The organism is Nocardia sp. CDC160 (genome assembly GCF_035818795.1).
In the GTDB taxonomy this organism is placed as follows: domain Bacteria; phylum Actinomycetota; class Actinomycetes; order Mycobacteriales; family Mycobacteriaceae; genus Nocardia.
Genome location: NZ_JAYKYT010000001.1, coordinates 538,458 through 561,389 on the forward strand (window position 1 = coordinate 538,458; position 22,932 = coordinate 561,389).

A 22,932-nucleotide genomic window follows, 5' to 3' on the forward strand; every position below is an offset into this window, starting at 1 on the left:
GACGTCGAGAGGGTCAGCGGATCACTCGATCATATCGAGGCGCGCGAGCGGCCTCGAGCGGCCATACACCGCAACTATCGCTGAGCAGCGAAGATTGTTGCTACGAAGTGACTTGGACCACAGGATGTTTACAGCCAGCCGCGGCGTGTCGCCTGCACACCCGCTTGGAAGCGGGTGCTGGCGCCGAGGCGCTCGAGCAGACTTGCGGTGCGGCGCACCACCGTTCGACGCGAGAGGCCGAGGCGGCGGGCGATGGTGTCGTCGGTCGCGCCCATGCTCATGAGGGTCAGGATCGCCTTGTCGCGCTCGTCCAGGGCCTCGGCGGGATTCACCGAGATCGGCGTCGCCATGAGCCACAGCGCGTCGAAGGTCTTGACCAGCAGGTCCAGCGTGGGCGACGGGCCCACGCGCACACCCATGGGATCGCCGCGGCGTTCGTCGGTGTGCAGCACCAGCACCGCGCGCCGGTCGTCGGCGACGATCAGCTTCATGGGCGGATCGGGCAGCGTACGCGCCTGCGCGCCAACCGCATTGGTGGCCAGCACGTGCCGCAGCCGCTCCGGATCCTGGTAGATGGTCTCCTGATACAGGGTCCGGTAGTCGATTCCGGCCTGGATGCGCGAGGACTTGAGCTCGAACATCCGCTCCTCGGTCTCCACATCGGAGAGGAACGGGCCGCGCTCCACCACCTTCACGCAGGAGTGCGCGGTGTGCTGCAGATCCTCGAAATCGGCCAGCAGCTGGCGACGTTCGTACACCGCCACCACCGCGCCGTCGGCATCGGTGGTGCGGCGCACCGAGCGGAAGGTCTCACCCAGGCGCGCGGCGGCCGACTGCATGCGCAGCATGTCCTGATTGCGGCGTCGAGTCTCGGCCTCCGACAAGGCTTCCGGGGCGTGCGCGTCGAAACGCACCACGCCCTTGCCGTCGGTCAGGCGAACCGCGGCCTCGAGCTGGCACAGCGCCTCCAGCGCGGCCTCGGCCACGCGCGGCGGAATGGCCAGGCGCTCGGCCACTTCCGGCACGGTCGAGCGCGGATGCTGCACGAGCACGGCGTAGCAGCGGCCGGGCAGCGAGGCCGGGTCGAAGAGATCGTCCAGTGTCGTCACCGCGCCCACCGGCGTGCGCCGGTCCGGAAAACGTCCGGTCGGGGGAAGCGGTGAACGCTCTACTGGTCCGGTCCCCACTGCTGCTGCATGAGAACGCCCTTGCTGGCTAGCCATGGCAGCGGATCCATCTTGTTGTCGGCGGCGTCCCAGATCTCGAGGTGCAGATGGGGACCGGTGGAGTTCCCGCGGTTGCCCACGGAGGCGATCACATCGCCGGTGTTCACGCGCTGGCCGGTGGTCACGTACATGTCGTTGACGTGGCCGTAGACCGCGGTGGTGCCGTCGTCCTGCTTGACGCGCACCCAGAGGCCGAAGCCCGAGGCGGGACCGGCATCGATGACCGTGCCGCCCATGACGGAGTGGATCGGGGTGCCGATCGGGTCGGCGAAGTCGATGCCGTAGTGCATCGCGCCCCAGCGCATGCCGAAGCCGGAGGTCAGCTGGCCGTCGACCGGCTTGACCACGCCCGGGCCCGGATTGAGCTGCTGCTGAAGGGTTTTGAGGGTCTGCTCGGCCTGCTGCAGCGGGGCGGAGATCTCCGGCGGCAGGTTCTGCAGGCCGAAGGGGGCCGGATCCGGCGTGGTAGCCGCGACGGCCTGCGCCTGCGGCGCGTGCTCGGCGACGGGGGCGGCGTCCGGCTTGGCCTGCTTCAGTTCCAGGGCCGTCTGGTCGGTCGCGGCGACGTCCTCGCCGATGGTGGTCGGCTTCTCGTCGTGGTTGGGTAGGAGCGGGGCGGCGTGCGCGAGGGCGGGGACCAGCTGCGTCGCGGTGCCGATCAGGGCTCCGGCGGCGACGGCCACGCCCGCGGCGGTCTTCACGCGATCGGTGGCGGTGGGTTCGGCCCGGTGCCGTCGACGGGACGGGGTGCCAGCACGGCCAGCACCGGAATCACCAAGCAAATCCATGACTGTTACGGAGTTCGCGGTAGTTCTGTGGTGCGGCACTGCAAGTCCTAGCGTTCGGTGGGTCCGGTAACGATTCGGCATCGCTGTGACGGAAACTGTACTCGGTTGTGACCATTCCGCAACCTTTTGTGCGATAACGCCAGCTCGAGTACTCGAACCCTTGATCACAAAAGGTAACCGACGAGGCACACTTGTGACATGGTTCTCGACGAGTTGGGTACGCCAGTTGTTCTTGCCCCCATGGCCGGTGGGCCCTCGACACCGGAATTGGCCGCGGCCGTGTCCGAGGCCGGGGGGCTGGGTTTCGTCGCCGCCGGGTATCTGCCCGCAGGTGAGCTCGCGGCGCGCATCAAGTCCACCCGGGCTCTGACCACCCGTCCGTTCGGGGTCAACCTCTTCTACCCCTCCGAGCCCAGCCCGACCGCTCGGTTCTCTCCCTATATAGAGGAGCTGTCGCGCGACTACCCCGTCGGCGACGCCAAGCACGACACCGACGACTGGGACGCCAAACTCGACCTGCTCATCGCCGAGCCGGTAGCGGTGGTGTCGAGCACCTTCGGCTGTCCGACGGCATCGGAGATCGCCCGGTTGCACGCGGTGGGCTCCGAGGTGTGGGTGACGGTCACGTCCGTGGCCGAGGCCCGGCAGGCCGTGGCGGCGGGCGCGGACGTGCTGGTCGCGCAGGGCGCGGAGGCCGGTGGGCATCGCGGGACCTTCATTGACGATCCGGCCGACGATCTCGCCGATCCGCTGGGCGTGCTGGCCCTGGTGCAGTTGCTGCGCGCGGCCGTCGAGGTGCCGATCGTGGCGGCGGGCGGGCTCGCCACCGGTGCCGCGGTCGCCGCGGCGCTGGCCGCCGGTGCTTCGGCCGCGCAAGTCGGCACCGCGTTCCTGCGCTGCCCCGAGGCCGGGACCGCACCGTTCATGCGCGCGGCCATCGCCGCCGACACCCCCACCATGCTGACGCGCGCCTTCACCGGGCGCCGCGCGCGCGGCCTGCGCAATCGCTTCATGGTCGAGCATCTCGACGCGCCCGCCGCCTACCCCGAGATCCATTACGCCACCGGGCCTTTGCGCGCCGCCGCGCGCACCGCGGGCAATGCCGAGGAAGTGAATCTCTGGGCAGGTCAGGCGCATTCGCTGGCCCCGGAGCTACCGGCGGGTGAGCTGGTGCGCAAGCTGACGGCGGATGCGAAAATTGCTCTGGAACGGGCACTTTCACTGCGAATCCAGGGTTATTGACAACCGCTTTCATCTACAATCGGCTGACATCTTCCGCCATCCCATGAGGAGAGCGTTATGTCACTCGACGTACCCACCGCCCTACTCGAGCGCGCTGAACGCGGTGAAGTCAGCGACGCAGAGTTCGTCGAATGCGTCCGTAACTCGCTGCCCTACGCCTACGAGGTCGTCAGCCGGGTAGCCGCCGATCTGCGTTCCGGCACGGCGGAATTCGCCGACAACACCATCGCACCACCCGACGAGACGGCCCGCGGCCAACTCCTGCGCGCCATGGCCTCCGACGCCATCCGCGGCGGTCTGGAACGCCACTTCAACATCAAGCTCGCCTTCCAGAACTGCCACCGGGTCGCGGCCTTCCCGCTCTCCTCGGTAGGCAACGACACCTACACCACCTTCATCTCCACCCGCGCCCAGCTCCTCAACCAGAGCCCCGAACTCCGCAACTGCTGAGCGTCCCACCCGGCTTCGGCGCGACCGCACCCCGGTCGCGCCGAACCGTGTTCGCCCGATTCGTCCCGGCTCAGCGGCCGCCGGAGGACCGCCACCGCTGCCGCTCGCGGCGGAATTTCCTGGTCTCCCGGACCGCGAGCCACACGAATATCGCCAACGGGCCCACAAACAGGAACCACGCGATCACCGTCGACCCGGCGTCGCCGAAGCCATTGGTGAAGGTGACCCCGATGGTCCCGATGGTCATGATTCCGAAGAACAAGATCAGCAGGCCCAATACCACCCACCACACCGGCTGCCACGGCCGAATCCGCGGTTTCGGCGGCGGGTTCCCCAGGCTGGAATGGCCCGGCCGCTGCGACGGGTACTGCGGGCCATAACCCGTTCCGCCCGAACCGATTCCACCGTGCGGCGACAGACCCGGCACCGGCGTAGGACCGGCGGGTATTCCGGGCATGACGCTCGGTCGGGGTGTCACCCCGGGCGGCGGTGTCTGCGTCTGGACGTGTTGATGGGGTGCGGAAACATAGGAACGCCCCGGGGGTGGCGTGGGCGCTGGATAACGCATGACCGGCATAGAGCCGGGACCCGGGATGGGTTGGACCTCATCCCATTTCACGGTCGGCGCAGCGCGGCGATTCGGTCCGGGCGACTGCGGTCCCGGAGGCGCGTTCAGCGCCGCGCGTGCCGCCGCGGCCAGGGCACCCGCACTGGCGTAGCGCTGGTCCGGATCCTTCGCCATGCCGCGGGCGATCACCGTGTCGAGGGCGGCGGGGACGAGCGCATTGCGGTCCCCCGCCCGGGGCGGGTCGCTGGTGAGGTGGGCCGCCATCTGCTGCACCGGATCGGTGTGGGCGAAAGGCTTGGCACCGGTGAGGGTTTCGTAGAGCAGGCAGGCCAGGGAGTAGACATCCGAGCGCAGATCCTCGGTGCCGGAATAGCGTTCGGGGGCCATGTACGCCCATGTGCCGACGGCGACACCGGTCGTGGTGATGTTGGCCTGTCCGCCGCCGCGGGCAATGCCGAAGTCGATGAGGTACGCGAAGCCGTTGGGCAGGGTCAGGACATTGGAGGGCTTCACATCTCGATGGACGAGGCCCGCGCGGTGCGCGATATCGAGGGCCTCCGCGACCTGCGTGACGAGATCGACGGCGCGGGCGGGGGTGAGCGCACCCGACTCGCGCAGAATCTTGCCGAGATCGGAGCCGTCGACGAGTTCCATATCGATATACAGGCGACCGTCGAGTTCCCCGAAGGCGTGGATGGGCACCACGTGCGGCCCGCGCAGGCGAGCGGCCAGGCGGGCCTCGCGTTCGAAGCGGCGACGATAGTCCGCGTCGGTGGCCAGCTCGGCGGGGAGAAGTTTCAGTGCCACTTCACGTTCGAGGCGGGTGTCCTGGGCGAGCCACACCTGACCCATGCCGCCCCGGCCGAGCAACTCGACGAGTCGATAGTGGCCGAGTCTGCCGTCGCTCGGCACCTGCCCTCCCCACGCTCGAGCGCATACTGCGCGCGCTCAGCATACGGCCACCGAACCTCGACACGCATCATGCGAAATCCGGCCCGACCGCCGCACCGAATCAGACCTCCAGGAGTTTGCGTTTGAGGATCTTGCCGGTGGGGTTGCGGGGGAGTTCGGGGAGGTAGACGACCTCGCGGGGGACCTTGTAGCGGGCCAGGTTCGATTTGACGAAGTCCTTGAGGTCCGGCTCGGGGAGGGTGTGGCCGTCGTGGAGGACGACGAAGGCCTTCAGGCGGGCGCCGAAAACCTCGTCGGGGACACCGATCACGGCTGCCTCGCGGACGGCGGGGTGGGTGTAGAGCAGTTCCTCGACTTCCACCGGGAAGACGTTCTCGCCGCCCGAGACGATCATGTCGTCGTCACGGCCGTCGATGAAAAGCCTGCCCTCGCTGTCGAAGTGGCCAACGTCGCCGGACGACATGAGGCCGCGAATGATCTCCTTGTGGCCGCCGCCGGTGTAGCCCTCGAACTGAATGGAATTGCCGACGAAGATGCGGCCGGTCGCGCCATTGGGCACGGTGCGGCCGCGCTCGTCGAGGATGCGCACGCGCGCGCCGAGCACCGGTTTGCCCACGCAGCCGGGCTCTTCGGCGAGATCCTCCGGGGTGGCGATGGTGGCGTAGGCGACCTCGGTCGAGCCGTACAGGTTGTAGACCACCGGGCCGAAGGCGGCGGTCACCTCCCGGCACAGTTGCGCGCCCAGCTGGGAACCGGCCACGAAGATGATGCGCACCGCGGACAGGTCGTGCCCGGTCAGCGCGCGGCCGCCCAGATCCATCATGCGCGACAACATGACCGGGACCACGATCACCGTGGTGGCCTTGTGTTCGGCGATGGAATCGATGGCGGTCTGCGGGTCGAAGCGGCGGCGGATCACCAGGGTGGAGCCGAAGCCGAGGGTCAGCATGGCCATGGCGAAACCGAGCGTGTGGAACATGGGGGCGCAGCATTCGGTCACCTCGTTCACCCGGAACGGGACCTTGGACAGCAGACCGCCCAGGGACAGCAGCGATTTCGGCTCCGCGCGCGGCGCGCCCTTCGGGGTGCCGGTGGTGCCGCTGGTGAGCAGGATGATGCGCGGGTCCGCGCCGGGCGCGGGCGGGGCATCGGGTGATCCCTGGGCGATGAGGAATTCGAGGCTGTCCTCGCGCGGCTCCTCGGTCCAGGCCCGGTAGCTACCGCGGCGCGGGTGCACCTCGTCGAGCATGGGGGCGTACTCGTCGTCGTAGACGAGCAGGTCGGTGCCCTCGCGGGTGGCGACGTCGCGAATCTGCGGTCCCGCGAAATCGGTGTTCAGCAGGATGATCTTGGCGCCGCACTTGGCGGCCGCGAAGACGGCCTCGATCAGTCCGCGGTGATTGCGCGCCAGAATGGCCACGCCCTCACGGGGTTTCAGCCCGCGCTCGCGCCAGGCATTGGCCAGCCGATTGGAGCGGTCCTCGAGCTCGGCGAAGGTCAGTTCGCCCAGCTCGTCGATGATCGCGGTGCGCCCGCCGTAGCGGGCCGCCGACAGCCGCAACCCCGCCGCCAGGGTGCCGTAGCGCAGCATGGCGGTGGCCGCCGACAGCAGCACGGTCGGTGATTCGATGCGCGCCAGGCCCGCCTCCAGCACCAGCCGCGCCGATTCCGCCTCCAGATAGGCCCGCTCCCCCAGCGACCTGATCAGCCCGAGAGTCATGCGCGAGCACCCCCGACCACCGATTCACCCTGCGCGCGTCCCGATTCCAGCACCCCGGACCTCCTCGTCCACCCCTGCCGTTTTGGGGGCATCCGCCCTCAAACTAACGGTACGGACGCGCGCCCGCGACCGGAAACCTCCGACCACCTGGTCTCTTCCCTCGGGTCCCCGACTCTCGTCCACTTTTCACCATGACGTGTCTTCTTTGCACCTCGCCCGCACCCGCGCCCGAGCCCAGGATGGAAGCCATGACGACGATCACCGATCCCGCTTCCCTCCCAACCCTTTTCGAGTCTCGCCTGAACGCGGGCGACATCGACGGCGTCCTGGCCCTCTTCGCCCCCGACGCCACCATGCGCACCACCACCGGCACGGTGATCACCGGCCCCGACGCCCTGCGTCAGGAAATCACCGGCACCGTCGCCGCCAACGGCCACCTCACCAACAAGCCCCGCCACGTCCTCGTCGGCGCGGACACGGCCCTGCTGATCACCGACTGGACCATGGAAATCACCACCCCCGAAGGCCGCATCTCCCCCACCGGCAGCACCGCCAACATCGCCCGCCGACTCCCCGACGGCGAATGGCGCTTCGCCGTCCTCAACCCCCTCGGCACCGCCTGACCCCTTACCTGGAATTAAGCGATTCGCCGCGAGGTTGCTGATATGACGGGTACCACCACACGAGCGAAGGGACCGTTCGATGGCGAAGATGACCGGTGAAGAGCGTGAAAAGTTTCTGGCCGAGCTTCATGTGGGGGTGATCGCAATCGAACGACCGGATCGCGCCCCCTTGGCGGTGCCGATCTGGTACGCCTACGAACCCGGCGGCGAGGTCCACATCTGGACCGAATCCGGCTCGGTGAAGGAGAAGCTGATCCGCGCCGCAGGCCGCTTCACCCTCACGGCCCAGGTCGAAGAGCAGCCCTACCGCTACGTCTCGGTGGAGGGCCCCGTCACCGGCATCGAGCTCGGCACCCCGGAAACAGTGGGCCCCATCGCGATTCGCTACCTCGGCGAGGCCGCAGGCACGGCGTTCACCGACCAGAACCTCACCCCCGAATCCCTCCTCATCCGCATGCGGCCCGAACGCTGGCTGACCACGGACTACTCGAAGGAGTGACCGGGCCGGGGGCGGCGGATCAGCCTCGGAAGGCGCGGCGGTAGGCGCCGGGGGTGGTGCCGACGTGGGTGCGGAAGCGGCGGCGGAGGTTGACGGCCGAGGCGAGGCCGACTCGGGTGGCGATGGCCTCGACGGGGAGGTCGGTGTCCTCGAGGAGGGTGCGGGCGGCGGCTATGCGGCGGGACAGGAGCCACGCGCCCGGGCTGGTGCCGAGTTGATCGGTGAAGCGACGGGCCACGGTTCGAGGTGAGACGTTGAGGTGGGCGGCCATGTCGTCGACCGAAAGCGGCTGTGACAGGCGGGCTTCGGCCCAGGCGAGGAGGCCTTCGAGGACGTCGGTCGGTGGGGCGGGCGGAGCGTATTGAATCTGGCCGCCCGTGCGGTGCGGGGGCATGACCATGTGACGGGCGAGCAGGGCGGCATGCGCCGCGCCGTGGTCCTTGCGAACCAGGTGCAGGCACAGGTCGATGCCCGCACCGGCCCCCGCGCTGGTGGCGACATCGCCATGATCGACGTAGAGCGCGTTGGGTTCGACTCGAACACGGGGGAATTCGCGCCGCAGCTGGTCGGCGCGGGCCCAGTGGGTGGTGGCCGATCGGCCGTCGAGCAGACCGGTGCGAGCCAGGGCGAAGACGCCGGAGCAGATGGTGACGATGCGCGCGCCGCGGGCGTGCGCACGCACCAGCGCGCGGTGCACCCGCGGGGAGAGTGGAGTCTCGACCGGAAGCCAGCCCGGGATGATCACCGTGTCGGCGGACGCCAGCGCCGAAAGCCCCTGCGCCACATCCACCGTGTACCCGGAGGTCGTCGGCACCGGCCCCGGCTCCTCGGCGCACACGCTGAACTCGTAGTACTGCGGCACCCCGACCCGCGCCGTGCCGAACACCTCGGCGGCGCAGCCGAGTTCGAAGGTCGACTGCACCGGCCGCACCAGAGCCACCACGCGATGCATGGCAGAAAAGTACCCCATGACGTCATTGCTGACACTGGCCGACCGACTCCGCCCACGGCACCGTGGTGATCATGAACCCCGAGATCCTCGACCAGCCCGGCTACACCTCCATCGCCGTCACGGAATCCCCTGTGCGCGAGATCTTCCCGGGTATCCGCGTACGCCCCCTCTGGAAGGGCCCGTCCGGCGCGAGCGCCCACCTCCTCGAAATGGACCCCAACACCTCCTGGCCGCGCAAAGACATCCACGAGCCCGGCCCCGAAGAGGTCTACGTCGTCTCCGGCATCTTCAACGACGGCGCCCGCGACTACCCCGCGGGCACCTTCCTCCACGCCCCCGCCGGATCCTGGCACATCCCCTCAACCACCACGGGCTGCACCCTGTTCGTCTTCTACCCCGAGGGCTAGCCCCCGAAGCGCCTACGCGCCGAGCACAGACGCGGCGCGGAGCTGGCGGACGTACACGTCCTGCGTCGCGCGAGCGACCGTGTTCCCGTCGGCGTCATAGATCGTGGTGGAATGCGTGGTGATCGACTTGGCGCCGTCGCGGGTGGCCTCCCGAATCTGTTCGGCCCGCGTGGCGTCGAGTTCCATGGTGGCGGTGACGATTCCGCGCCCGGGTGCGACGAATTCGATACCGGATCGGACGCTCCAGACGCGGTAATCATCACCGAGTTGCCCGCGTGCCATGATCCCGAAGAACGGGTCGGTCATCGCATACAGCGTGCCTCCGAACGCCGCGCCGTTGATATTGCGGTTCCAGGGCCGCACGCGATGCGACACCCGCACCGACGTCCAGTCCTCGGCCACATGCTCGACCCGCACACCCGCGAATAACAGCGGCGGATAAGCGCTCATCAGATACCGAAACGCACGCGCCGACGGCAACCGCACCGAATCCCCCACTCCGCTCATCCCCGAGCCACTTTCACACTTGTGCCCTCGGCAGGATTCGAACCTGCGACACCCGCTTTAGGAGAGCGGTGCTCTATCCCCTGAGCTACGAGGGCTGGACGCGCCGGGCGGGCCCGGTCGGCGTGGACGTCGGGGAGTCTACCCGGTGGTGGGGGTTGGGGCCGCATCCGTTGGGTGGGGCGGGTCAGCGGGGGTGGTTGAGGGCGTAGCGGGTGCGTTCGGCGGGGGTGGCGTGCAGGACGCCGGGGGCGTCGAGGGTGGCGGGGAGACCGTGCTGGGTGAGGCGGTGGGCGCGGTTGGGGGCCATGTAGGCGGCGCAGTAGAAGAGGGCGAGGATCAGCGCGAGCAGGGTCATGGCGCAGCGGATCCAGACGGGGCCGGGGAAGGCGAGGAGGAAGGCCGCGAAGATCGGGAGGAACGGGATCATGCCGCGGGTGAGATGCCTTGTGTAGGCGTGCTTTCCGGTCAGGTCGTGGAGCACCCAGTCGCGCAGGTCGGCGGGCATGGGGCGGCCGACGGTGTAGCCGAGCCATTCGGGGAAGCTGGGGCGGCGGCGTTGGCGGATCATGACGGGCTCCTCTCGACCGCGGTGTTCAGCGGTTCCGATTTCAGCCTGCCGCGGCCGACGCCGCCCAGCTAGACGGCGGTTTTCTCGCAGTCCATAGCCTCGTTCTATGCCCGGGGCACTATCGCCGGGTGGCCTGCCCCTCGTCGTAGTCCGACGCCGCGAAGGTGCTCGTCTTCCGGCGGAACAGCAGCGTCGCGCCCGGCCAGTTGTTGGTGATCCGCCCCGAGGCGTTGCGATACCAGCTCGAGCAGAAGTTCCAGGGGGTGTCCTTCAACCGCTTCTGCAGCCAGTCGTCCCAGGCCTGTTCGGCCTCGGCCCGCGCCGACAGGAACCGACCCGGCCGCTCGCCCAGGTACTCGATGACCTGTCGAATGTAGCGGGCCTGCGACTCCAGCATGTAGATGATCGATCCCGACCCGACATTGGTGTTCGGCCCGTACATCATGAACAGGTTGGGGAAGCCGGGCACCGACATGCCCAGGAACGCCCGCGCCCCCTCCGGCGACCACTCGTCGGCGAGCTTGCGGCCTTGCAGGCCATAGATATTCATGGGCGCGAGGAATTCGGTTCCCTTGAACCCGGTCCCGTAGACGATCACGTCCACCGGATGCTCCACACCGTCCGCGGTGCGAATTCCGTTGGGCGTCACCGCCTCGATGGCGGTTGTCTCCACGGTCACATTGCTCTGCGCGAGCGCCGGGAAGTACGCGTTGGAGAACAGTCCGCGCTTGCAGCCCGCCGCGTAATCGGGAGTCAGCTTGGCGCGCAAGGCCGCATCGGGCACCTGCTTCTCGCGATGCCGGTCGGCGATGGCGATGACCGGCGCCTTGATCGCCGGAATGTCGGTGAGCGCCAAGGCCAGCACCTCGAAGAACGACCAGATGGCGAACCGCTCGGCCATCCGCGTCACCGGCACATGCTTGAACAGCGCGTGATGCAGCGGCGTGTACTCGGTGTCGAACTTGGGCAGCACCCAGGCGGCCGACCGCTGGAACAGGGTCAGGTGCTCGACCTGCGGCTGAATCTCCGGAATGTATTGAATCGCACTGGCTCCCGTGCCGATGCAGGCCACTCGCTTGCCGGTGAGATCCACCGAGTGGTCCCATTCGGCCGAGTGGAAGGCCGCGCCGGTGAAGGTGTCGATGCCGGGTAGGTTGGGCAGAGCCGGGCGGGAGAGCTGCCCGACGGCGGGAATGAGCACGTCCGCCAGGTGGGTGACGCCGTCGGCGGTCCGCACCCGCCAGATACCGCCCTGCTCATCGAATTCCGCGTCGACCACCTCGGTGCCGAATTCGATCTTCGACGGCAGATCGTATTTCTCGGCCACCGCGCGCATGTAGTCGTGGATGTCGCGCTGCTGCGAGAACCGCCGCGGCCAATCGGATTTCGGCTCGAACGACCACGAGTACAGCGGCGACGGCACATCGCAGGCAGCCCCCGGATAGGTGTTCTCGCGCCAGACGCCGCCCAGATCGGCCGCCTTCTCCAGGATGGTGAAGTTGTTCAGGCCGTGGCGGCGCAATTCCAGGGCCATGCCCAGTCCGGCGAACCCGGCACCGATGATCAGAATCGACGGCTCTCGCTGCATATCAGCAACGGTAGGGGGCGTTCTCGCTGGTCATGGAGACATCGCCGGTCAGTGAATCGGTATTTTCGGCCAGCTCCGGATGTGGAGGCCGCTTCCGGCATAACTGAGCGCTTGCTCACCTTGCTCACAATTCGCTGTCCGAGTCAGTGAGCGCGTCTGACCTGCGGCGCTGCCGCTCGACTGGACAGCCCGATGTGGGACTCAATATATTCACGGAAGTCTTTGCTCCAATTTTCTTGTCCTGGTTAGTGATTGGCTATTCTGCGACGCCGCAGGGGGTGTCGTCAGCGCGCCGAGCCGCTGACCAGGATCGCGGAACCGGTCGGTCGTCGTGTTGGGCGGCGGCGGATCGGTCACGGGCTGCGGACGGCGAGGGTGGGGTTCGTCGTCCGCAGCCCGAAGTTTTCGTGTCCGATTTCAGCTACGCTCGCCGCTAGTGACTCAGTTCACTCTCCAGTAGGCACATGCAAGGAGCGGTTGGGAAATGTTGAGCACCATGCAGGACGAGCAGCTGTCACTCGCGACACTGCTGCGCTACGCCTCCACCTTCCAGGGCGACAGCCACGTCTCCACCTGGACCGGAGACGGCGTCCGCACCCAGACCTATCGCGAGGTCGGCCAGGACGCGGCCCGGCTCGCCAATGCCCTGCGTGACCTGGGCATCGGGGTGGGCGACCGGGTCGGCACGTTCATGTGGAACAACAACGAGCACATGGTCGCCTACATCGCGGTGCCCGCCATGGGCGCGGTGTTGCACGCGCTGAACATTCGACTGTTTCCCGAGCAGCTGGTGTACGTGGCCAATCACGCCGAGGACCAGGTCGTGATCGTGGACGGCTCGCTGCTGCCGATGTTCGCCCAGTACCTGCCCAACCTGAAGACGGTGCGCCACGTCATCGTCGCCAATGGCGATGCCGCCGCACTGCAGGCGCCCGAGGGCGTCACCGTGCACTCCTACACGGAACTGCTTGCCGCGCAGCCCGATACCTACGACTTCCCGGTCATCGACGAGCGTTCCGCCGCGGGCATGTGCTACACCTCCGGCACCACCGGCGACCCCAAGGGCGTCGTCTACTCCCACCGCTCCAACTGGTTGCACGCCATGCAGGTGATCTCGCCCAACGGCATGGGCTTCACCGCGTCGGACACCGTGCTGGCCATCGTGCCGCTGTTCCACGCCAATGCCTGGGGCATCCCGTACGCCGCGCTCATGTCGGGCGCGAATGTGCTCATGCCCGACCGCTTTCTGCAGCCCGCGCCGCTGCTGGAGATGATGGAGCAGGCGCGCCCGACCTTCGCCGCCGCCGTGCCCACCATCTGGGGCGGCGTGCTGGCCGCACTGCAGGCCCAGCCGCAGGACATCTCGTATCTGCGCACCTGTGTGGTCGGCGGCGCGGCGGTGCCGCCGTCGATGATGCGCGCCTTCGAGGAGCGTCACCATGTGAAGCTGCTGCACGCGTGGGGCATGACCGAGACCTCCCCGCTGGGTTCGGTCGCCCACCCGCCCGCCGGGGCGGAGGGTGAGGAGGCCTGGGCCTACCGCTACACCCAGGGCCGATTCCCCGCCGGTGTGCAGGCGCGCCTGGTCGCCGACGACGGCTCGATCGTCCCTAACGACGGGGAAGCCCTGGGCGAGTTGGAGGTTCGCGGCCCGTGGATCACCGGCTCGTACTACTCGCCCTCCGGCGGCGAGGTCGATCCGGACAAGTTCCACGACGGCTGGCTCCGCACCGGCGATGTCGGCAAGATCAGCCCGAATGGCTACCTGACCCTGGTCGACCGCTCCAAGGACGTCATCAAGTCCGGCGGCGAATGGATCTCCTCGGTGGATCTCGAGAACGCCGTCATGGGTCACCCCGCCGTCGCCGAGGCCGCCGTCATCGGCATTCCGGACGAGAAGTGGGACGAACGGCCCCTGGTCGCCATCGTCCTGGTCGCGGGCGCCGAAACGAAACCCGAAGAACTGCGCGACTTCCTGGCCCCCAAGTTCGCGAAATGGCAACTCCCCGAACACTGGACCTTCATCGACGAGGTCCCCAAGACCAGCGTCGGCAAGTTCGACAAGAAGCGCCTGCGCGCACAGCATGCGGACGGCACGTTGCGGGTGATCACCCTGGCCTGACAGCCGAATGGGCCGATCCCTGCACAATCACACCGAAATTGCCAGGAAACTGTCGTCCAGCAGCGATTTGTGCAGGGATCGGCCCATTTCGTCCGGTCAGGTGAAGCGGGGCCCAGCACCGCCTCGCTACGCCGCATCATGCGCGGTCCACGGTGATCGGCGGGCTTTGTTTCTTGGTCCGGCGCGAGGCTACGCCAGTCCCTGCGCAACACGCTCCCAGGCGTCTCGAACGGCGGCCAGCGCGATCTCGGCACTGATCATCAACCGTGTCTGACCGGCCAACTGCGCGTTCCAGTCATCCTCATTCGGCGCATGATCGAACAATTGCGGGGTTGGGAGCCGGTTGGTCGGACCGTACCTGCGGTACAGCGTCCCTGCATCGCCGTTGATCGCCCCAATGTCGCTGAGCGCCCAGAGATCCCAGAGGTCGCGTGATGCCCGCCGATCGTGCCATGTTGTCGTCCTTCCCGCCGCAAAGGCCGGCAACGTTGGTACGAGCAGCTCGGCCGGTGGCACATCGCTGTATCGCTGTTCGAGACTGCGGAGTTCGGTCGGCCACATCGCTCTGCCCTGGGCCGACAGCAACTGGATCTTGACGAACACACCCGATGCGGAGCGAAGATTGGCGGCCCCGGTATCCGGGACGTCACTCAGCGGCGGTGCCCATTCCAACCGGCCGAAGCTCCGCGCGACCGATCGCGGCAAAGCGGCGTCCAGTTCGGCCGCGAGCATCCTCCGATTGCTCAGTGCCACCAGATCGATGTCTTCGCTGAGCCTGCCGCGCACCAGATGTGTACGGGCAAGTGCGGTTCCACCGATGAAGTGCACCCGATCAGCGAATCCGCGGCTGATTGCTGCTAGCAGATGGGAGATCAGATGGTCGCGCTCGACTTGCTCCGGAGCGACTCCGAATTGTACTGCGACACTGTCACGTTCACCCAAACTCATCCGCGATCCAACCTTCCGCCCGTCGAAGTGCCGCACCCAACCGCTGATCTGCAGCGAGCTGTGCAAGTCTCGACGAATCGCTACCCCGGTAGAGCGTCATGATCGCCGAACGAACCTCCGCCTCGGCGTTTCCCAGTTTCGGGCGTCGGGCAAGATCGAGCACGGTCTGTTCCGGAGTGGTGACCAGCGTTGGGCCCAGTGCCGTTTCGACGCGCTCAGCATCGAGTGTGTCGGTATCACGGCGAACGAAATGAACCTGCGCCGAGCGGTCTGCCAGTGTGATCGGCCGGTGTTGGCTCGGGACCGCGATCACCGCCGTCGCCAGTGCACGAGGTACGGCTCCCAACATGCGCGCTGCACTGATGCCCATGACAATCACCTGATCCGGCCCGTAAATCGACGACGCAATACCTGCGGCGGCTGCCTCGAGCCCGGGCAGCCAGGTCCGGCCGATGTAGTCCGGCGGGACGATGATGTAGTAGCCGTGAGCAACGCGATGCAGCACACCTTGATCGACAAGTCGCGCGACCTCGGGCCGCGGTTGAGCATAGATGTCGGCCAAGTCCTGCGGCCGCACGGTCCGAAGCGGTGTGCGCCAGAGTTCGCTGGGCAACAATGTGCTGCGACGCCCAGCCACCAGCATCACCTCCCTAAAGAGTATGCATTTAGTTGGCCTTTACCCAACGAAATGCATACTACCCCCTCCAGTTCCGACTTCGGCAGGGCCTCGTTCGAGCCTGCGGTGGCGGCGGCACGCGGCCTGCCAGGTCGAGGGGGTCTGGGATGCTGGGCGACATGGCGGAAGGATAGGTCGATTCTGCGGCGGACATGCCGTGGGTGGGCGTGTCAGGTTGGCGTCAGGTCGGTGTCAGCGGGGGTGGGGATAGTCGGTTGCGTACCAGCTACTACCAGCTGAAAGAGCGACTGAGATGAACACTTTCAATACGCCGGGGCCCGTTGGGGTCGAGATCGATGTGCTGTGCGGGAACGTCAGCGTCGCCGCTTCCGATCGGGGGGACACCGTGGTGGAGGTGCTGCCCACGGACGGAACGAAGAAGGCCGATGTGCGGGCTGCGGAGCGGACTCGGGTCGAGATGGTGGGGGGCGTTGTGCGGGTGACGATGCCGAAGGATTGGCGGACCTATACGCCGTTCGGGGGGAATGCCTCGATCGAGGTGAGTATTCAGGTGCCGACGGGGTCTCGGGTTAAGGCGCAGGCGGGGGTGGGGAACATTCGCGGGGCGGGTGGGCTCGGGGAGTGCGAGTTGGAGTTGGCGCTGGGCGACATTGTCGTGGAGCGGCCGCTCGGCTCGGTGTCGGCGAAGAACTGCAAGGGCGATATTCGCATCGGTGAGGCGGTGCGCGGGGCGATGCGGTTGCAGACGTCCATGGGTGATCTCGAGATCGGGATTCGCCCGGGCAGCGCGGTGCAGGTGGAGACCACCTCCCAGAACGGTTCCGCGCGTAGCGCGATGGGGCCGGTCGCCACGGGCCCGGACACGGTGCACGTGTTCGCGCAGACCGCCCTCGGCAATGTCGTCATTCGACACACCGCCGCCGCCTGACCACCAATCAGCTTCTACTACAAGGATTTACGATGACTCAGACCATTCCCGTCCCGCACGGCCTCCCCATGGAACGCAATGCCGGACCGTTCGCCCCGCCGCGTGAGATCTCCGAACTGCGCGCGGCCCGCCCGGTCAGCCCGCTGGTGTTCCCCGACGGTCATCACGGCTGGCTGGTGACCGGCTATGACGAGGTCCGAAAGCTGTTGGCCGACACCCGATTCAGCTCCCGCCTCGATCTCGGTGTGATTCACGTGCCCTACGAGACGCCGGGCATGCCGACCCCGACCGAACCGTCCCCGCAGATTCCGGGCCTGTTCGTCGCCATGGACCCGCCGGACCACACCCGCCTGCGGCACAAGCTCACCGGCGCTTTCACCCTGCGGCGCATGAAGCAGTTGCAGGATCACCTGGCCGAGATCGTGGAACGGCAGCTCGACGAGATGGCCCAATTGACACCGCCGGTCGATCTGGTGCGGCACTTCGCGCTGCCGGTGCCCTCGCTGGTGATCTGCGAAATGCTCGGCGTCCCTTACGAAGATCGCGCCACCTTCCAGGTGAACTCCGCCAAGTTCCTGGTCAAGGAGCAGACCCTGGAGGAGAAGGGCGCGGCCTACGGCGCGATGACCGCCTACCTGGCCGAACTGGTCGTGAGCAAGCGCGCCGAACCCGGCGAGGACATCCTCTCGGATCTGGCGCGCGACCCGGATCTGAGCATCGAGGAGCTGGTCGGCATCGCCTTCCTGCTGCTGCTCGCGGGCCACGAGACCACCGCGAACATGTTGGCGCTCGGCACGTTCGCGCTCTTGGAGCATCCGGAGCAGCTGGCCGAGTTGCGCGCCGATCCGGACCTGCTGCCCGATGCGGTCGAGGAGCTCATCCGCTACCTGTCGGTCGCGGACATCTTCTACCGCTATGCCACCGAGGACATCGAGCTGGGCGGCGAAACCATCACGAAGGGTTCGACGGTCGTCGTCTCCCTGCTGGCCGCCAACCACGACCCGCGGAAGTTCGATGACCCCGACGCCCTGGACATCCATCGCCAGCCGCGCGGTCTGGTGGCGTTCGGGCACGGCGTCCACCTGTGCCTCGGTCACCAGTTGGCCCGCCTGGAGATGCGCGCGGGCTTCGGCGGACTGCTGCGTCGCTTCCCGACGCTGCGGCTGGCCGTCGACGCCGATCAGGTGCCGCTGCGGACCGACATGAATATCTATGGCGTGCACGAACTGCCCGTCACCTGGACGGAGGGCGACCACTGAGCCGGGCCCCGGCCACGTCCGAACGTGATCCGACGACCGGTGGACACGCACGGCAGAATGGCCGGGTGCGAATCAGGACGCTTGGACCGCTCGACATCCGGGCAGACGACGGGAACCCGATCGAGGTGCCGGGTGCTCGACTGCGAGGGCTGCTCATCGCCCTCGCGCTCGAGCCCGGCCGCGCGGTCCCCAAGACGAAACTGGTCGACTGGATTTGGGGCGAGCAGCCGCCCGCCGACGCGGCGAACGCCCTGCAGGCCTTGGTGTCCCGACTGCGCCGACTGCTGCCCGACGGCTCGATCGAGGTGCAGGCGGGCGGCTACCGGCTGCTCGCGCGGCCCGAGAATGTCGATGCCGTCCGCTTCGAACAGCTCGTCGACCAGGCCCGCGGCGGTGACGACGGCCAGCGGGCGCGACTGCTGCGCGAGGCCCTCGAGCTGTGGCGCGGGGAGTTCATGCAGGACATCGGCGTACCCGGCAGTGAGATCGTGGACGCGGTGCTGGTGCGGTTCGAGGGGCTGCGCCTGGCCGCCATGGAGGATCTCTACGAGGCCGAGATCCGGCTGGGCCGCGACGCGGAGCTGATCCCGGAACTGACCGAACTGGTGACCCAACACCCCATGCGGGAGCGACTGACCGGTTCGCTCATGCGGGCCTTGGCCGCCGCCGGACGCACCACCGAGGCCCTCACCGCCTACGAGCGACTGCGCGAAACCCTCGCCGACGAACTGGGCGTGGACCCCGCCCCGGAACTGTCCGCACTGCATCTGGCGCTACTGCGCGGCGAGGTCGGCGCGCGCCAAGAGGACGAGCGCAAGACAAATCTGCGCGCCGAACTGACCACCTTCGTCGGCAAACAGGGCGAGATCGCCGCAGTGCGCGAACTGGTTGCGGCACACCGGCTCACGACCCTGACCGGCCCCGGCGGCTCCGGCAAGACCCGCCTAGCCGTCGAGGTGGCCCACACCCTGCTCGAGGATCTGCCGGACGGGGCGTGGCTGGTGGAGCTGGTCTCCGCCGACGCCAAGGGCGATCTGGCCCAATCCGTGCTGGCCGCACTGGGTCTGCGCGACGCCCTGCTCGGCAGCGGCGCCCACGCCGAACCGATGGACCGGCTCATCGCCGCCCTGCGCGAGCGCGAAACCCTGCTCATTCTCGACAACTGCGAGCACGTCATCGACGCCGCCGCGGCCTTCGCCCACCGCCTGCTGGGGGAATGCCGACGGCTACGGATTCTCGCCACCAGCCGTGAGCCCCTGGGTATTACGGGCGAGGCGCTCTGGCAGGTGCAGCCGTTGAGCCTGCCCGCCGCCGACGCCGACCCGACCGCCATCGCGGCCTCCCCCGCCGTCCAACTCCTGCTGGATCGGGCCCGCGCGGTGCGCACGGACCTCGCGACCGACACCGCGACCCTCACCACCATGGCGCGCGTCTGCCGCGCGCTCGACGGCATCCCGCTGGCCATCGAATTGGCCGCGGCCCGCCTGCGCACCATGTCCCTCGAGCAGCTCGCCACCCGCCTCGACGACCGCTTCCGCCTGCTGACCGGCGGCAGCCGCACCGCGATACCGCAGCATCGGACGCTGCGCGCGGTGGTCGACTGGAGTTGGGAGTTGCTCTCCGACGCCGAACGCATGGTGCTGCGCCGCCTCGCGGTGTTCTCCGGCGGCGCGAGTCTGGAAGCGGCCGAACAGGTTTGCGTCGCGTGCGACCCCGACGCGGGTGACGGGAAGAGCACGGCGGTCGAGCAGTGGGAGGTGCTCGAACTGCTGACCGCGCTGACCGAGAAGTCCCTGCTGCTCGTCACCGAGGACGGCGGCCCGCGCTATCGCATGCTGGACACCATCAGACAGTATGCGCGCGAACGCCTCGAGGAGTCGGGCGAGGCCGATCACGTACGGCGAGCGCATCTTTCGTACTTCACCGACCTCGCCGCGCAGGCCGAACCCCGGCTGCGCCGCGCCGACCAGCTGGAGTGGCTGGCCATCCTCGATCGGGAGCACGACAATATCGCCGCGGCCATGCGCGGCGCGCTCGCGGATCGCGACGGGACCGCGGCCATGCGGCTCGCGGCGGCGGGCGGCTGGTACTGGTGGCTGGCCGGGCACAAGGCCGAAGGCCTGGAGTTCGTCATGGCGGCCGCCGATCTGCCCGCCGAGGTGGATGACGCAACCCGGGTCACGGTGTACGGGCTCGTTTCGCACTTCCTGTCCTCGGGGCCGAACGATCAACGCCAAGTGCAGGATTGGATTCACAAGGCCTACGAGCTGAGTCGCGACGGCCGCGGCGGCGGGCACCCCACGGTGGCACTGGTGGCCGCGTTGGAGCGCCTGTTCCAAGGCCCGGAGGCCATGCTGACCGCGTTCGAGCCGCAGCTCACCGATGACGATCCGTGGGTGCGGGCGCTGGCCCGGCTCCAGATGGGCAAGATGCGGGTGGTGCTCGGCCAGGGCGGTCACGAGGTGGACGAGTATTTCGAGACCGCGCTGGCCGAGTTCCGGGCCATCGGCGAACGGTGGGGAATGTCGTTCGCGCTCACCGAGTTGGCCGAACGCCTGGCCCAGCGCGGCGAATTCGTTTCCGCGTGTGAGCATTTGGGTCAGGCGATCACGGTGGTGAGCGAGGTCGGCACGCTCGAGGACGTGGTCCGAATCCGCTCGCGGCAGGCCCAGTTGTACTGGCTGCTGGGCGATTCGGAGGCGAGTGCCGCCGCCACGGCCGAGGCGCTGCGGGCCGCGGATCGGTCCGGCTGGCCCAATGCCAAGGGTGAGCTGGCGCTGTCGATGGCGGAACTGGCCCGCTGGCAGGGCGACGCCGAGGAGGCGTACCGCCAGATCGACCTCGCGACAACCCAATTGGACAGCGGGCAGGAGCATCAGTACGTCTACGCGCAGATCCATTCCCTGCGTGGCTATCTCACGGATGATCTCGACAAGGCCCGCGAACACCATGCCGCCGCCTTCGAATCGGCCATAGCGGCGGGCCACGCGCAGCTGATCGCCCAGATCATCGTCGGCATAGCGGATCTCGCGCTGCGCAACGACGAGTTCGAGCAGGCCGCGCGGCTGCTCGCGGCCAGCGCACGGGTGCGCGGCGTGCCCGATCGTTCCCTGCCGGATACGGCGCGCATCGAGGAGGCGACACGAGATCGCCTCGGTGAAGCGGGCTTCACCGAGGCGATGAGGGAAGGGGCGGAATCGGATTGGAGCAATCTGGTCTCGATCACGCTCGCTTGTTGAACGTGGCCCGCGACCACACGTATCCGACAATGGCGAACCCGGCGCACCAGGCCAGCGCGGCGGCGGTGTAGCCGCCCGACGGGTGTCCGGTGAGAAACCCGCGCAGGGATTCGATGATCGGGGTGAAGGGCTGGTACTGCGCGAACTGCTTGACACCCGCGCCCATCTTGTCGGCGGGCACGATCGCGCTGCTCAGGAAGGGCAGCATGATCAGCGGCACCACGGACATGCCCGCGGATTCCGGGGTCTTGGCCGCCATGCCCAGCGCCACGACCAGCCAGGAGGCTGCGAACGAGGTCGCGAGCACGATGCCGATCGCACCGAGCCATTCACCGGCGCTCGCCGGGGACCGGAAGCCCAGGGCGAAGGCCACACCGAGCACGGCCGCCAGGGCGATCACATTGGTGAGGATGGTGGCCGCCACGTGGCCGGTCAGCACCGCGCCCCGCGACACGTCCATGACCTTGAACCGGTTGATGACGCCCTTGGCCATGTCCGAGCTCACCGAGACCGCGGTGCCGGAGAGCCCGTAATTGATGGCCAGCAGCAGCATGCCGGGAGTCGCGTAGTCGATGTAGTGCCCGCCGACATTGAAGGCGCTGCCGAAAACGTAGACGAAGATCAGCAGCATCATCACCGGCATGAGCGCGGCATTGAAGACCGTGACCGGGTTGCGGACGATGTGTTTGAAGTTGCGGCGCAGCATGATCGACGAATCGCCGATCGCGGCGGCCAGGGGGCTGGGGGTGATGGTCGCGGTGCTCATTGTGCTTCGGCCTCCGTGGTGGCGTGCCCGGTCAGGGCGAGGAAAACGTCATCGAGATCAGGGGTATGGATGGAGACCTCATCGGCCTCGAGGGAGTGGTCGGCGAGCCGATCCAGCAGCGCGCGCAGGGGTTTCGTGCCGCCATTGCCCGGCACCTGCAGGGTCAGTGCGTCGTGGTCGGGGGTGGCGACGGGCAGCACCCGCAGCGCCGCTTCGAAAGTCGCGCGGTCGCCGAACCGGAGCTGGATGTAGCTGCCGGGCACCTGCCGCTTGAGGTCGTCGGGGGTGCCCTGGGCGACGATGCGTCCGCCGTCGAGCACCGCGATCTGGTCGGCGAGCTGGTCCGCCTCCTCGAGGTACTGGGTGGTGAGGAAGATGGTCACGCCGTCGGCGACCAGTTCTCGCACTATGTCCCACAGGGCGCGGCGGCTGCGCGGATCCAGGCCGGTGGTCGGCTCGTCCAGGAAGACGATTTGCGGCCGGGTGACCAGGGTCATCGCCAGGTCCAGCTTGCGGCGCATACCGCCGGAGTAGGTGGAGGCCTGCTTGCGCGCCGACTCGGTCAGTGCGAAGCGCTCCAGCAGCGAATCGACCACCTGCTTGCGGTCATTGCCGCGCAGCCGGTGCAGATCGGCCATCAGCTGGAGGTTCTCCTCGCCGGTGAGCAGATCGTCGACGGCCGCGAACTGACCGGTGACCCCGATCGACGCGCGGACCGCCTTGGTCTGCGTGGCGATGTCGTAGCCCGCGACCCGCGCCGTCCCGCCGTCGGCAGTGAGCAGCGTGGTCAGGACATTGACCGTGGTGGTCTTGCCCGCGCCGTTGGGACCGAGCAGCGAGAAGATGGTGCCCGCACCGATGGTCAGATCGATGCCGTCGAGGATCGTCTTGTCCCCGTATGCCTTGCGCAACCCGGAGGCCGCGATTGCTGTGCTGTTCATGGCGACAACATTCGCCGGGCCGCCTGATACGGACCTGACACC

At 68.0% G+C, this 22,932-nt stretch carries 21 protein-coding genes and 1 tRNA gene; 9 read left to right on the forward strand and 13 right to left on the reverse strand.

Translation table 11 applies throughout. The features are described 5' to 3' along the window. Positions 1 to 128: 128 nt before the first annotated feature. Both VMT40_RS02245 and VMT40_RS02250 read right to left on the reverse strand, forming a co-directional pair. On the reverse strand, positions 129 to 1,109 hold the full coding sequence (locus VMT40_RS02245; protein ID WP_326356303.1) for a helix-turn-helix transcriptional regulator: 981 nt from the start codon (positions 1,107 to 1,109) through the stop codon (positions 129 to 131). A 59-nt stretch (positions 1,110 to 1,168) separates the two neighbouring features. Continuing rightward, positions 1,169 to 2,014, reverse strand: coding sequence for a M23 family metallopeptidase (locus VMT40_RS02250; protein WP_326356304.1), 846 nt, complete (start codon positions 2,012 to 2,014; stop codon positions 1,169 to 1,171). Positions 2,015 to 2,212: 198 nt separating this feature from the next. Here VMT40_RS02250 and VMT40_RS02255 point away from each other — a divergent pair, with 198 nt between their 5' ends. Both VMT40_RS02255 and VMT40_RS02260 read left to right on the forward strand, forming a co-directional pair. Next, a complete protein-coding gene (locus tag VMT40_RS02255) occupies positions 2,213 to 3,256 on the forward strand; it encodes a nitronate monooxygenase (RefSeq protein WP_326356305.1) in 1,044 nt (347 codons plus the stop codon). A 57-nt stretch (positions 3,257 to 3,313) separates the two neighbouring features. Next, positions 3,314 to 3,706, forward strand: a complete 393-nt coding sequence (locus VMT40_RS02260) for an SCO5389 family protein (RefSeq protein ID WP_040812982.1) — start codon at positions 3,314 to 3,316, stop codon at positions 3,704 to 3,706. Positions 3,707 to 3,776: 70 nt separating this feature from the next. Here the strand turns inward: VMT40_RS02260 and VMT40_RS02265 are convergent, their stop codons facing one another. Beyond that, on the reverse strand, positions 3,777 to 5,186 hold the full coding sequence (locus VMT40_RS02265; protein WP_326356306.1) for a protein kinase domain-containing protein: 1,410 nt from the start codon (positions 5,184 to 5,186) through the stop codon (positions 3,777 to 3,779). 100 nt (positions 5,187 to 5,286) lie between these two features. Further along, a complete protein-coding gene (locus tag VMT40_RS02270; RefSeq protein ID WP_326356307.1) occupies positions 5,287 to 6,906 on the reverse strand; it encodes an acyl-CoA synthetase in 1,620 nt (539 codons plus the stop codon). 248 nt (positions 6,907 to 7,154) lie between these two features. On the opposite strand from VMT40_RS02270, the gene VMT40_RS02275 reads away from it, so the two are divergent. Together VMT40_RS02275 and VMT40_RS02280 are read left to right on the forward strand one after the other, a co-directional pair. Beyond that, entirely contained in the window at positions 7,155 to 7,529 is a 375-nt protein-coding gene (locus VMT40_RS02275; protein WP_326356308.1) for a YybH family protein, read from the forward strand. A 79-nt stretch (positions 7,530 to 7,608) separates the two neighbouring features. Further along, complete coding sequence (locus VMT40_RS02280; RefSeq protein ID WP_326356309.1) at positions 7,609 to 8,028, forward strand: pyridoxamine 5'-phosphate oxidase family protein; 420 nt, start codon at positions 7,609 to 7,611, stop codon at positions 8,026 to 8,028. Between the two features lie 19 nt (positions 8,029 to 8,047). Here VMT40_RS02280 and VMT40_RS02285 read toward each other — a convergent pair whose 3' ends face one another. Next, a complete protein-coding gene (locus VMT40_RS02285) occupies positions 8,048 to 8,998 on the reverse strand; it encodes a GlxA family transcriptional regulator (protein ID WP_326356310.1) in 951 nt (316 codons plus the stop codon). A gap of 53 nt (positions 8,999 to 9,051) precedes the next feature. Between VMT40_RS02285 and VMT40_RS02290 the strand changes: the two genes are divergently transcribed. Continuing rightward, complete coding sequence (locus VMT40_RS02290; RefSeq protein ID WP_326356311.1) at positions 9,052 to 9,387, forward strand: cupin domain-containing protein; 336 nt, start codon at positions 9,052 to 9,054, stop codon at positions 9,385 to 9,387. 12 nt (positions 9,388 to 9,399) lie between these two features. Here VMT40_RS02290 and VMT40_RS02295 read toward each other — a convergent pair whose 3' ends face one another. From VMT40_RS02295 to VMT40_RS02310, 4 genes are all read right to left on the reverse strand, one after another. Continuing rightward, positions 9,400 to 9,894, reverse strand: a complete 495-nt coding sequence (locus VMT40_RS02295; RefSeq protein WP_326356312.1) for a DUF4442 domain-containing protein — start codon at positions 9,892 to 9,894, stop codon at positions 9,400 to 9,402. Between the two features lie 22 nt (positions 9,895 to 9,916). Further along, a tRNA-Arg gene (locus VMT40_RS02300) sits at positions 9,917 to 9,989 on the reverse strand. Between the two features lie 89 nt (positions 9,990 to 10,078). Further along, positions 10,079 to 10,462: a DUF5313 family protein gene (locus tag VMT40_RS02305; RefSeq protein ID WP_326356313.1), complete on the reverse strand. Its 384-nt coding sequence runs from the start codon at positions 10,460 to 10,462 to the stop codon at positions 10,079 to 10,081. A gap of 118 nt (positions 10,463 to 10,580) precedes the next feature. After that, on the reverse strand, positions 10,581 to 12,050 hold the full coding sequence (locus VMT40_RS02310; protein WP_326356314.1) for a flavin-containing monooxygenase: 1,470 nt from the start codon (positions 12,048 to 12,050) through the stop codon (positions 10,581 to 10,583). Positions 12,051 to 12,534: 484 nt separating this feature from the next. On the opposite strand from VMT40_RS02310, the gene VMT40_RS02315 reads away from it, so the two are divergent. Continuing rightward, positions 12,535 to 14,172 (forward strand): long-chain fatty acid--CoA ligase, encoded by a 1,638-nt coding sequence (locus VMT40_RS02315; RefSeq protein ID WP_326356315.1) that lies wholly within the window; start codon positions 12,535 to 12,537, stop codon positions 14,170 to 14,172. Between the two features lie 189 nt (positions 14,173 to 14,361). On the opposite strand, the gene VMT40_RS02320 is transcribed toward VMT40_RS02315, so the two are convergent. Together VMT40_RS02320 and VMT40_RS02325 are read right to left on the reverse strand one after the other, a co-directional pair. Next, complete coding sequence (locus VMT40_RS02320) at positions 14,362 to 15,120, reverse strand: nucleotidyl transferase AbiEii/AbiGii toxin family protein (protein WP_326356316.1); 759 nt, start codon at positions 15,118 to 15,120, stop codon at positions 14,362 to 14,364. Next, on the reverse strand, positions 15,107 to 15,763 hold the full coding sequence (locus VMT40_RS02325) for a type IV toxin-antitoxin system AbiEi family antitoxin domain-containing protein (RefSeq protein ID WP_326357162.1): 657 nt from the start codon (positions 15,761 to 15,763) through the stop codon (positions 15,107 to 15,109). The genes VMT40_RS02320 and VMT40_RS02325 overlap by 14 nt, the downstream gene beginning before the upstream one ends. A gap of 286 nt (positions 15,764 to 16,049) precedes the next feature. On the opposite strand from VMT40_RS02325, the gene VMT40_RS02330 reads away from it, so the two are divergent. The 3 genes from VMT40_RS02330 (at position 16,050) to VMT40_RS02340 (ending at position 21,183) form a co-directional block, all read left to right on the forward strand. Further along, positions 16,050 to 16,685: a hypothetical protein gene (locus tag VMT40_RS02330; RefSeq protein WP_326356317.1), complete on the forward strand. Its 636-nt coding sequence runs from the start codon at positions 16,050 to 16,052 to the stop codon at positions 16,683 to 16,685. 32 nt (positions 16,686 to 16,717) lie between these two features. Next, entirely contained in the window at positions 16,718 to 17,944 is a 1,227-nt protein-coding gene (locus tag VMT40_RS02335; protein WP_326356318.1) for a cytochrome P450, read from the forward strand. A gap of 65 nt (positions 17,945 to 18,009) precedes the next feature. Further along, a complete protein-coding gene (locus tag VMT40_RS02340) occupies positions 18,010 to 21,183 on the forward strand; it encodes a BTAD domain-containing putative transcriptional regulator (protein ID WP_326356319.1) in 3,174 nt (1,057 codons plus the stop codon). Here the strand turns inward: VMT40_RS02340 and VMT40_RS02345 are convergent. After that, positions 21,167 to 21,949, reverse strand: coding sequence for an ABC transporter permease (locus tag VMT40_RS02345; protein ID WP_326356320.1), 783 nt, complete (start codon positions 21,947 to 21,949; stop codon positions 21,167 to 21,169). The genes VMT40_RS02340 and VMT40_RS02345 overlap by 17 nt on opposite strands. Continuing rightward, the gene (locus VMT40_RS02350; RefSeq protein WP_326356321.1) at positions 21,946 to 22,890 is read right to left on the reverse strand and encodes an ATP-binding cassette domain-containing protein; all 945 of its coding nucleotides are present in this window, start codon (positions 22,888 to 22,890) and stop codon (positions 21,946 to 21,948) included. Before VMT40_RS02350 ends, VMT40_RS02345 begins: the two co-directional genes overlap by 4 nt. Between the last annotated feature and the right edge of the window lie 42 nt (positions 22,891 to 22,932).

Bases quoted from the DNA above. Each gene is read 5' to 3' on its own strand.
- VMT40_RS02305 (WP_326356313.1), bottom strand. From the start codon at position 10,462: ATGATCCGCCAACGCCGCCGCCCCAGCTTCCCCGAATGGCTCGGCTAC.
- VMT40_RS02280 (WP_326356309.1), top strand. From the start codon at position 7,609: ATGGCGAAGATGACCGGTGAAGAGCGTGAAAAGTTTCTGGCCGAGCTT.
- VMT40_RS02315 (WP_326356315.1), top strand. From the start codon at position 12,535: ATGTTGAGCACCATGCAGGACGAGCAGCTGTCACTCGCGACACTGCTG.
- VMT40_RS02325 (WP_326357162.1), bottom strand. From the start codon at position 15,763: ATGCTGGTGGCTGGGCGTCGCAGCACATTGTTGCCCAGCGAACTCTGG.
- VMT40_RS02290 (WP_326356311.1), top strand. From the start codon at position 9,052: ATGAACCCCGAGATCCTCGACCAGCCCGGCTACACCTCCATCGCCGTC.
- VMT40_RS02320 (WP_326356316.1), bottom strand. From the start codon at position 15,120: ATGAGTTTGGGTGAACGTGACAGTGTCGCAGTACAATTCGGAGTCGCT.
- VMT40_RS02250 (WP_326356304.1), bottom strand. From the start codon at position 2,014: ATGGATTTGCTTGGTGATTCCGGTGCTGGCCGTGCTGGCACCCCGTCC.
- VMT40_RS02310 (WP_326356314.1), bottom strand. From the start codon at position 12,050: ATGCAGCGAGAGCCGTCGATTCTGATCATCGGTGCCGGGTTCGCCGGA.
- VMT40_RS02270 (WP_326356307.1), bottom strand. From the start codon at position 6,906: ATGACTCTCGGGCTGATCAGGTCGCTGGGGGAGCGGGCCTATCTGGAG.
- VMT40_RS02285 (WP_326356310.1), bottom strand. From the start codon at position 8,998: ATGGGGTACTTTTCTGCCATGCATCGCGTGGTGGCTCTGGTGCGGCCG.
- VMT40_RS02260 (WP_040812982.1), top strand. From the start codon at position 3,314: ATGTCACTCGACGTACCCACCGCCCTACTCGAGCGCGCTGAACGCGGT.
- VMT40_RS02345 (WP_326356320.1), bottom strand. From the start codon at position 21,949: ATGAGCACCGCGACCATCACCCCCAGCCCCCTGGCCGCCGCGATCGGC.
- VMT40_RS02255 (WP_326356305.1), top strand. From the start codon at position 2,213: ATGGTTCTCGACGAGTTGGGTACGCCAGTTGTTCTTGCCCCCATGGCC.
- VMT40_RS02295 (WP_326356312.1), bottom strand. From the start codon at position 9,894: ATGAGCGGAGTGGGGGATTCGGTGCGGTTGCCGTCGGCGCGTGCGTTT.
- VMT40_RS02350 (WP_326356321.1), bottom strand. From the start codon at position 22,890: ATGAACAGCACAGCAATCGCGGCCTCCGGGTTGCGCAAGGCATACGGG.
- VMT40_RS02335 (WP_326356318.1), top strand. From the start codon at position 16,718: ATGACTCAGACCATTCCCGTCCCGCACGGCCTCCCCATGGAACGCAAT.
- VMT40_RS02275 (WP_326356308.1), top strand. From the start codon at position 7,155: ATGACGACGATCACCGATCCCGCTTCCCTCCCAACCCTTTTCGAGTCT.
- VMT40_RS02330 (WP_326356317.1), top strand. From the start codon at position 16,050: ATGAACACTTTCAATACGCCGGGGCCCGTTGGGGTCGAGATCGATGTG.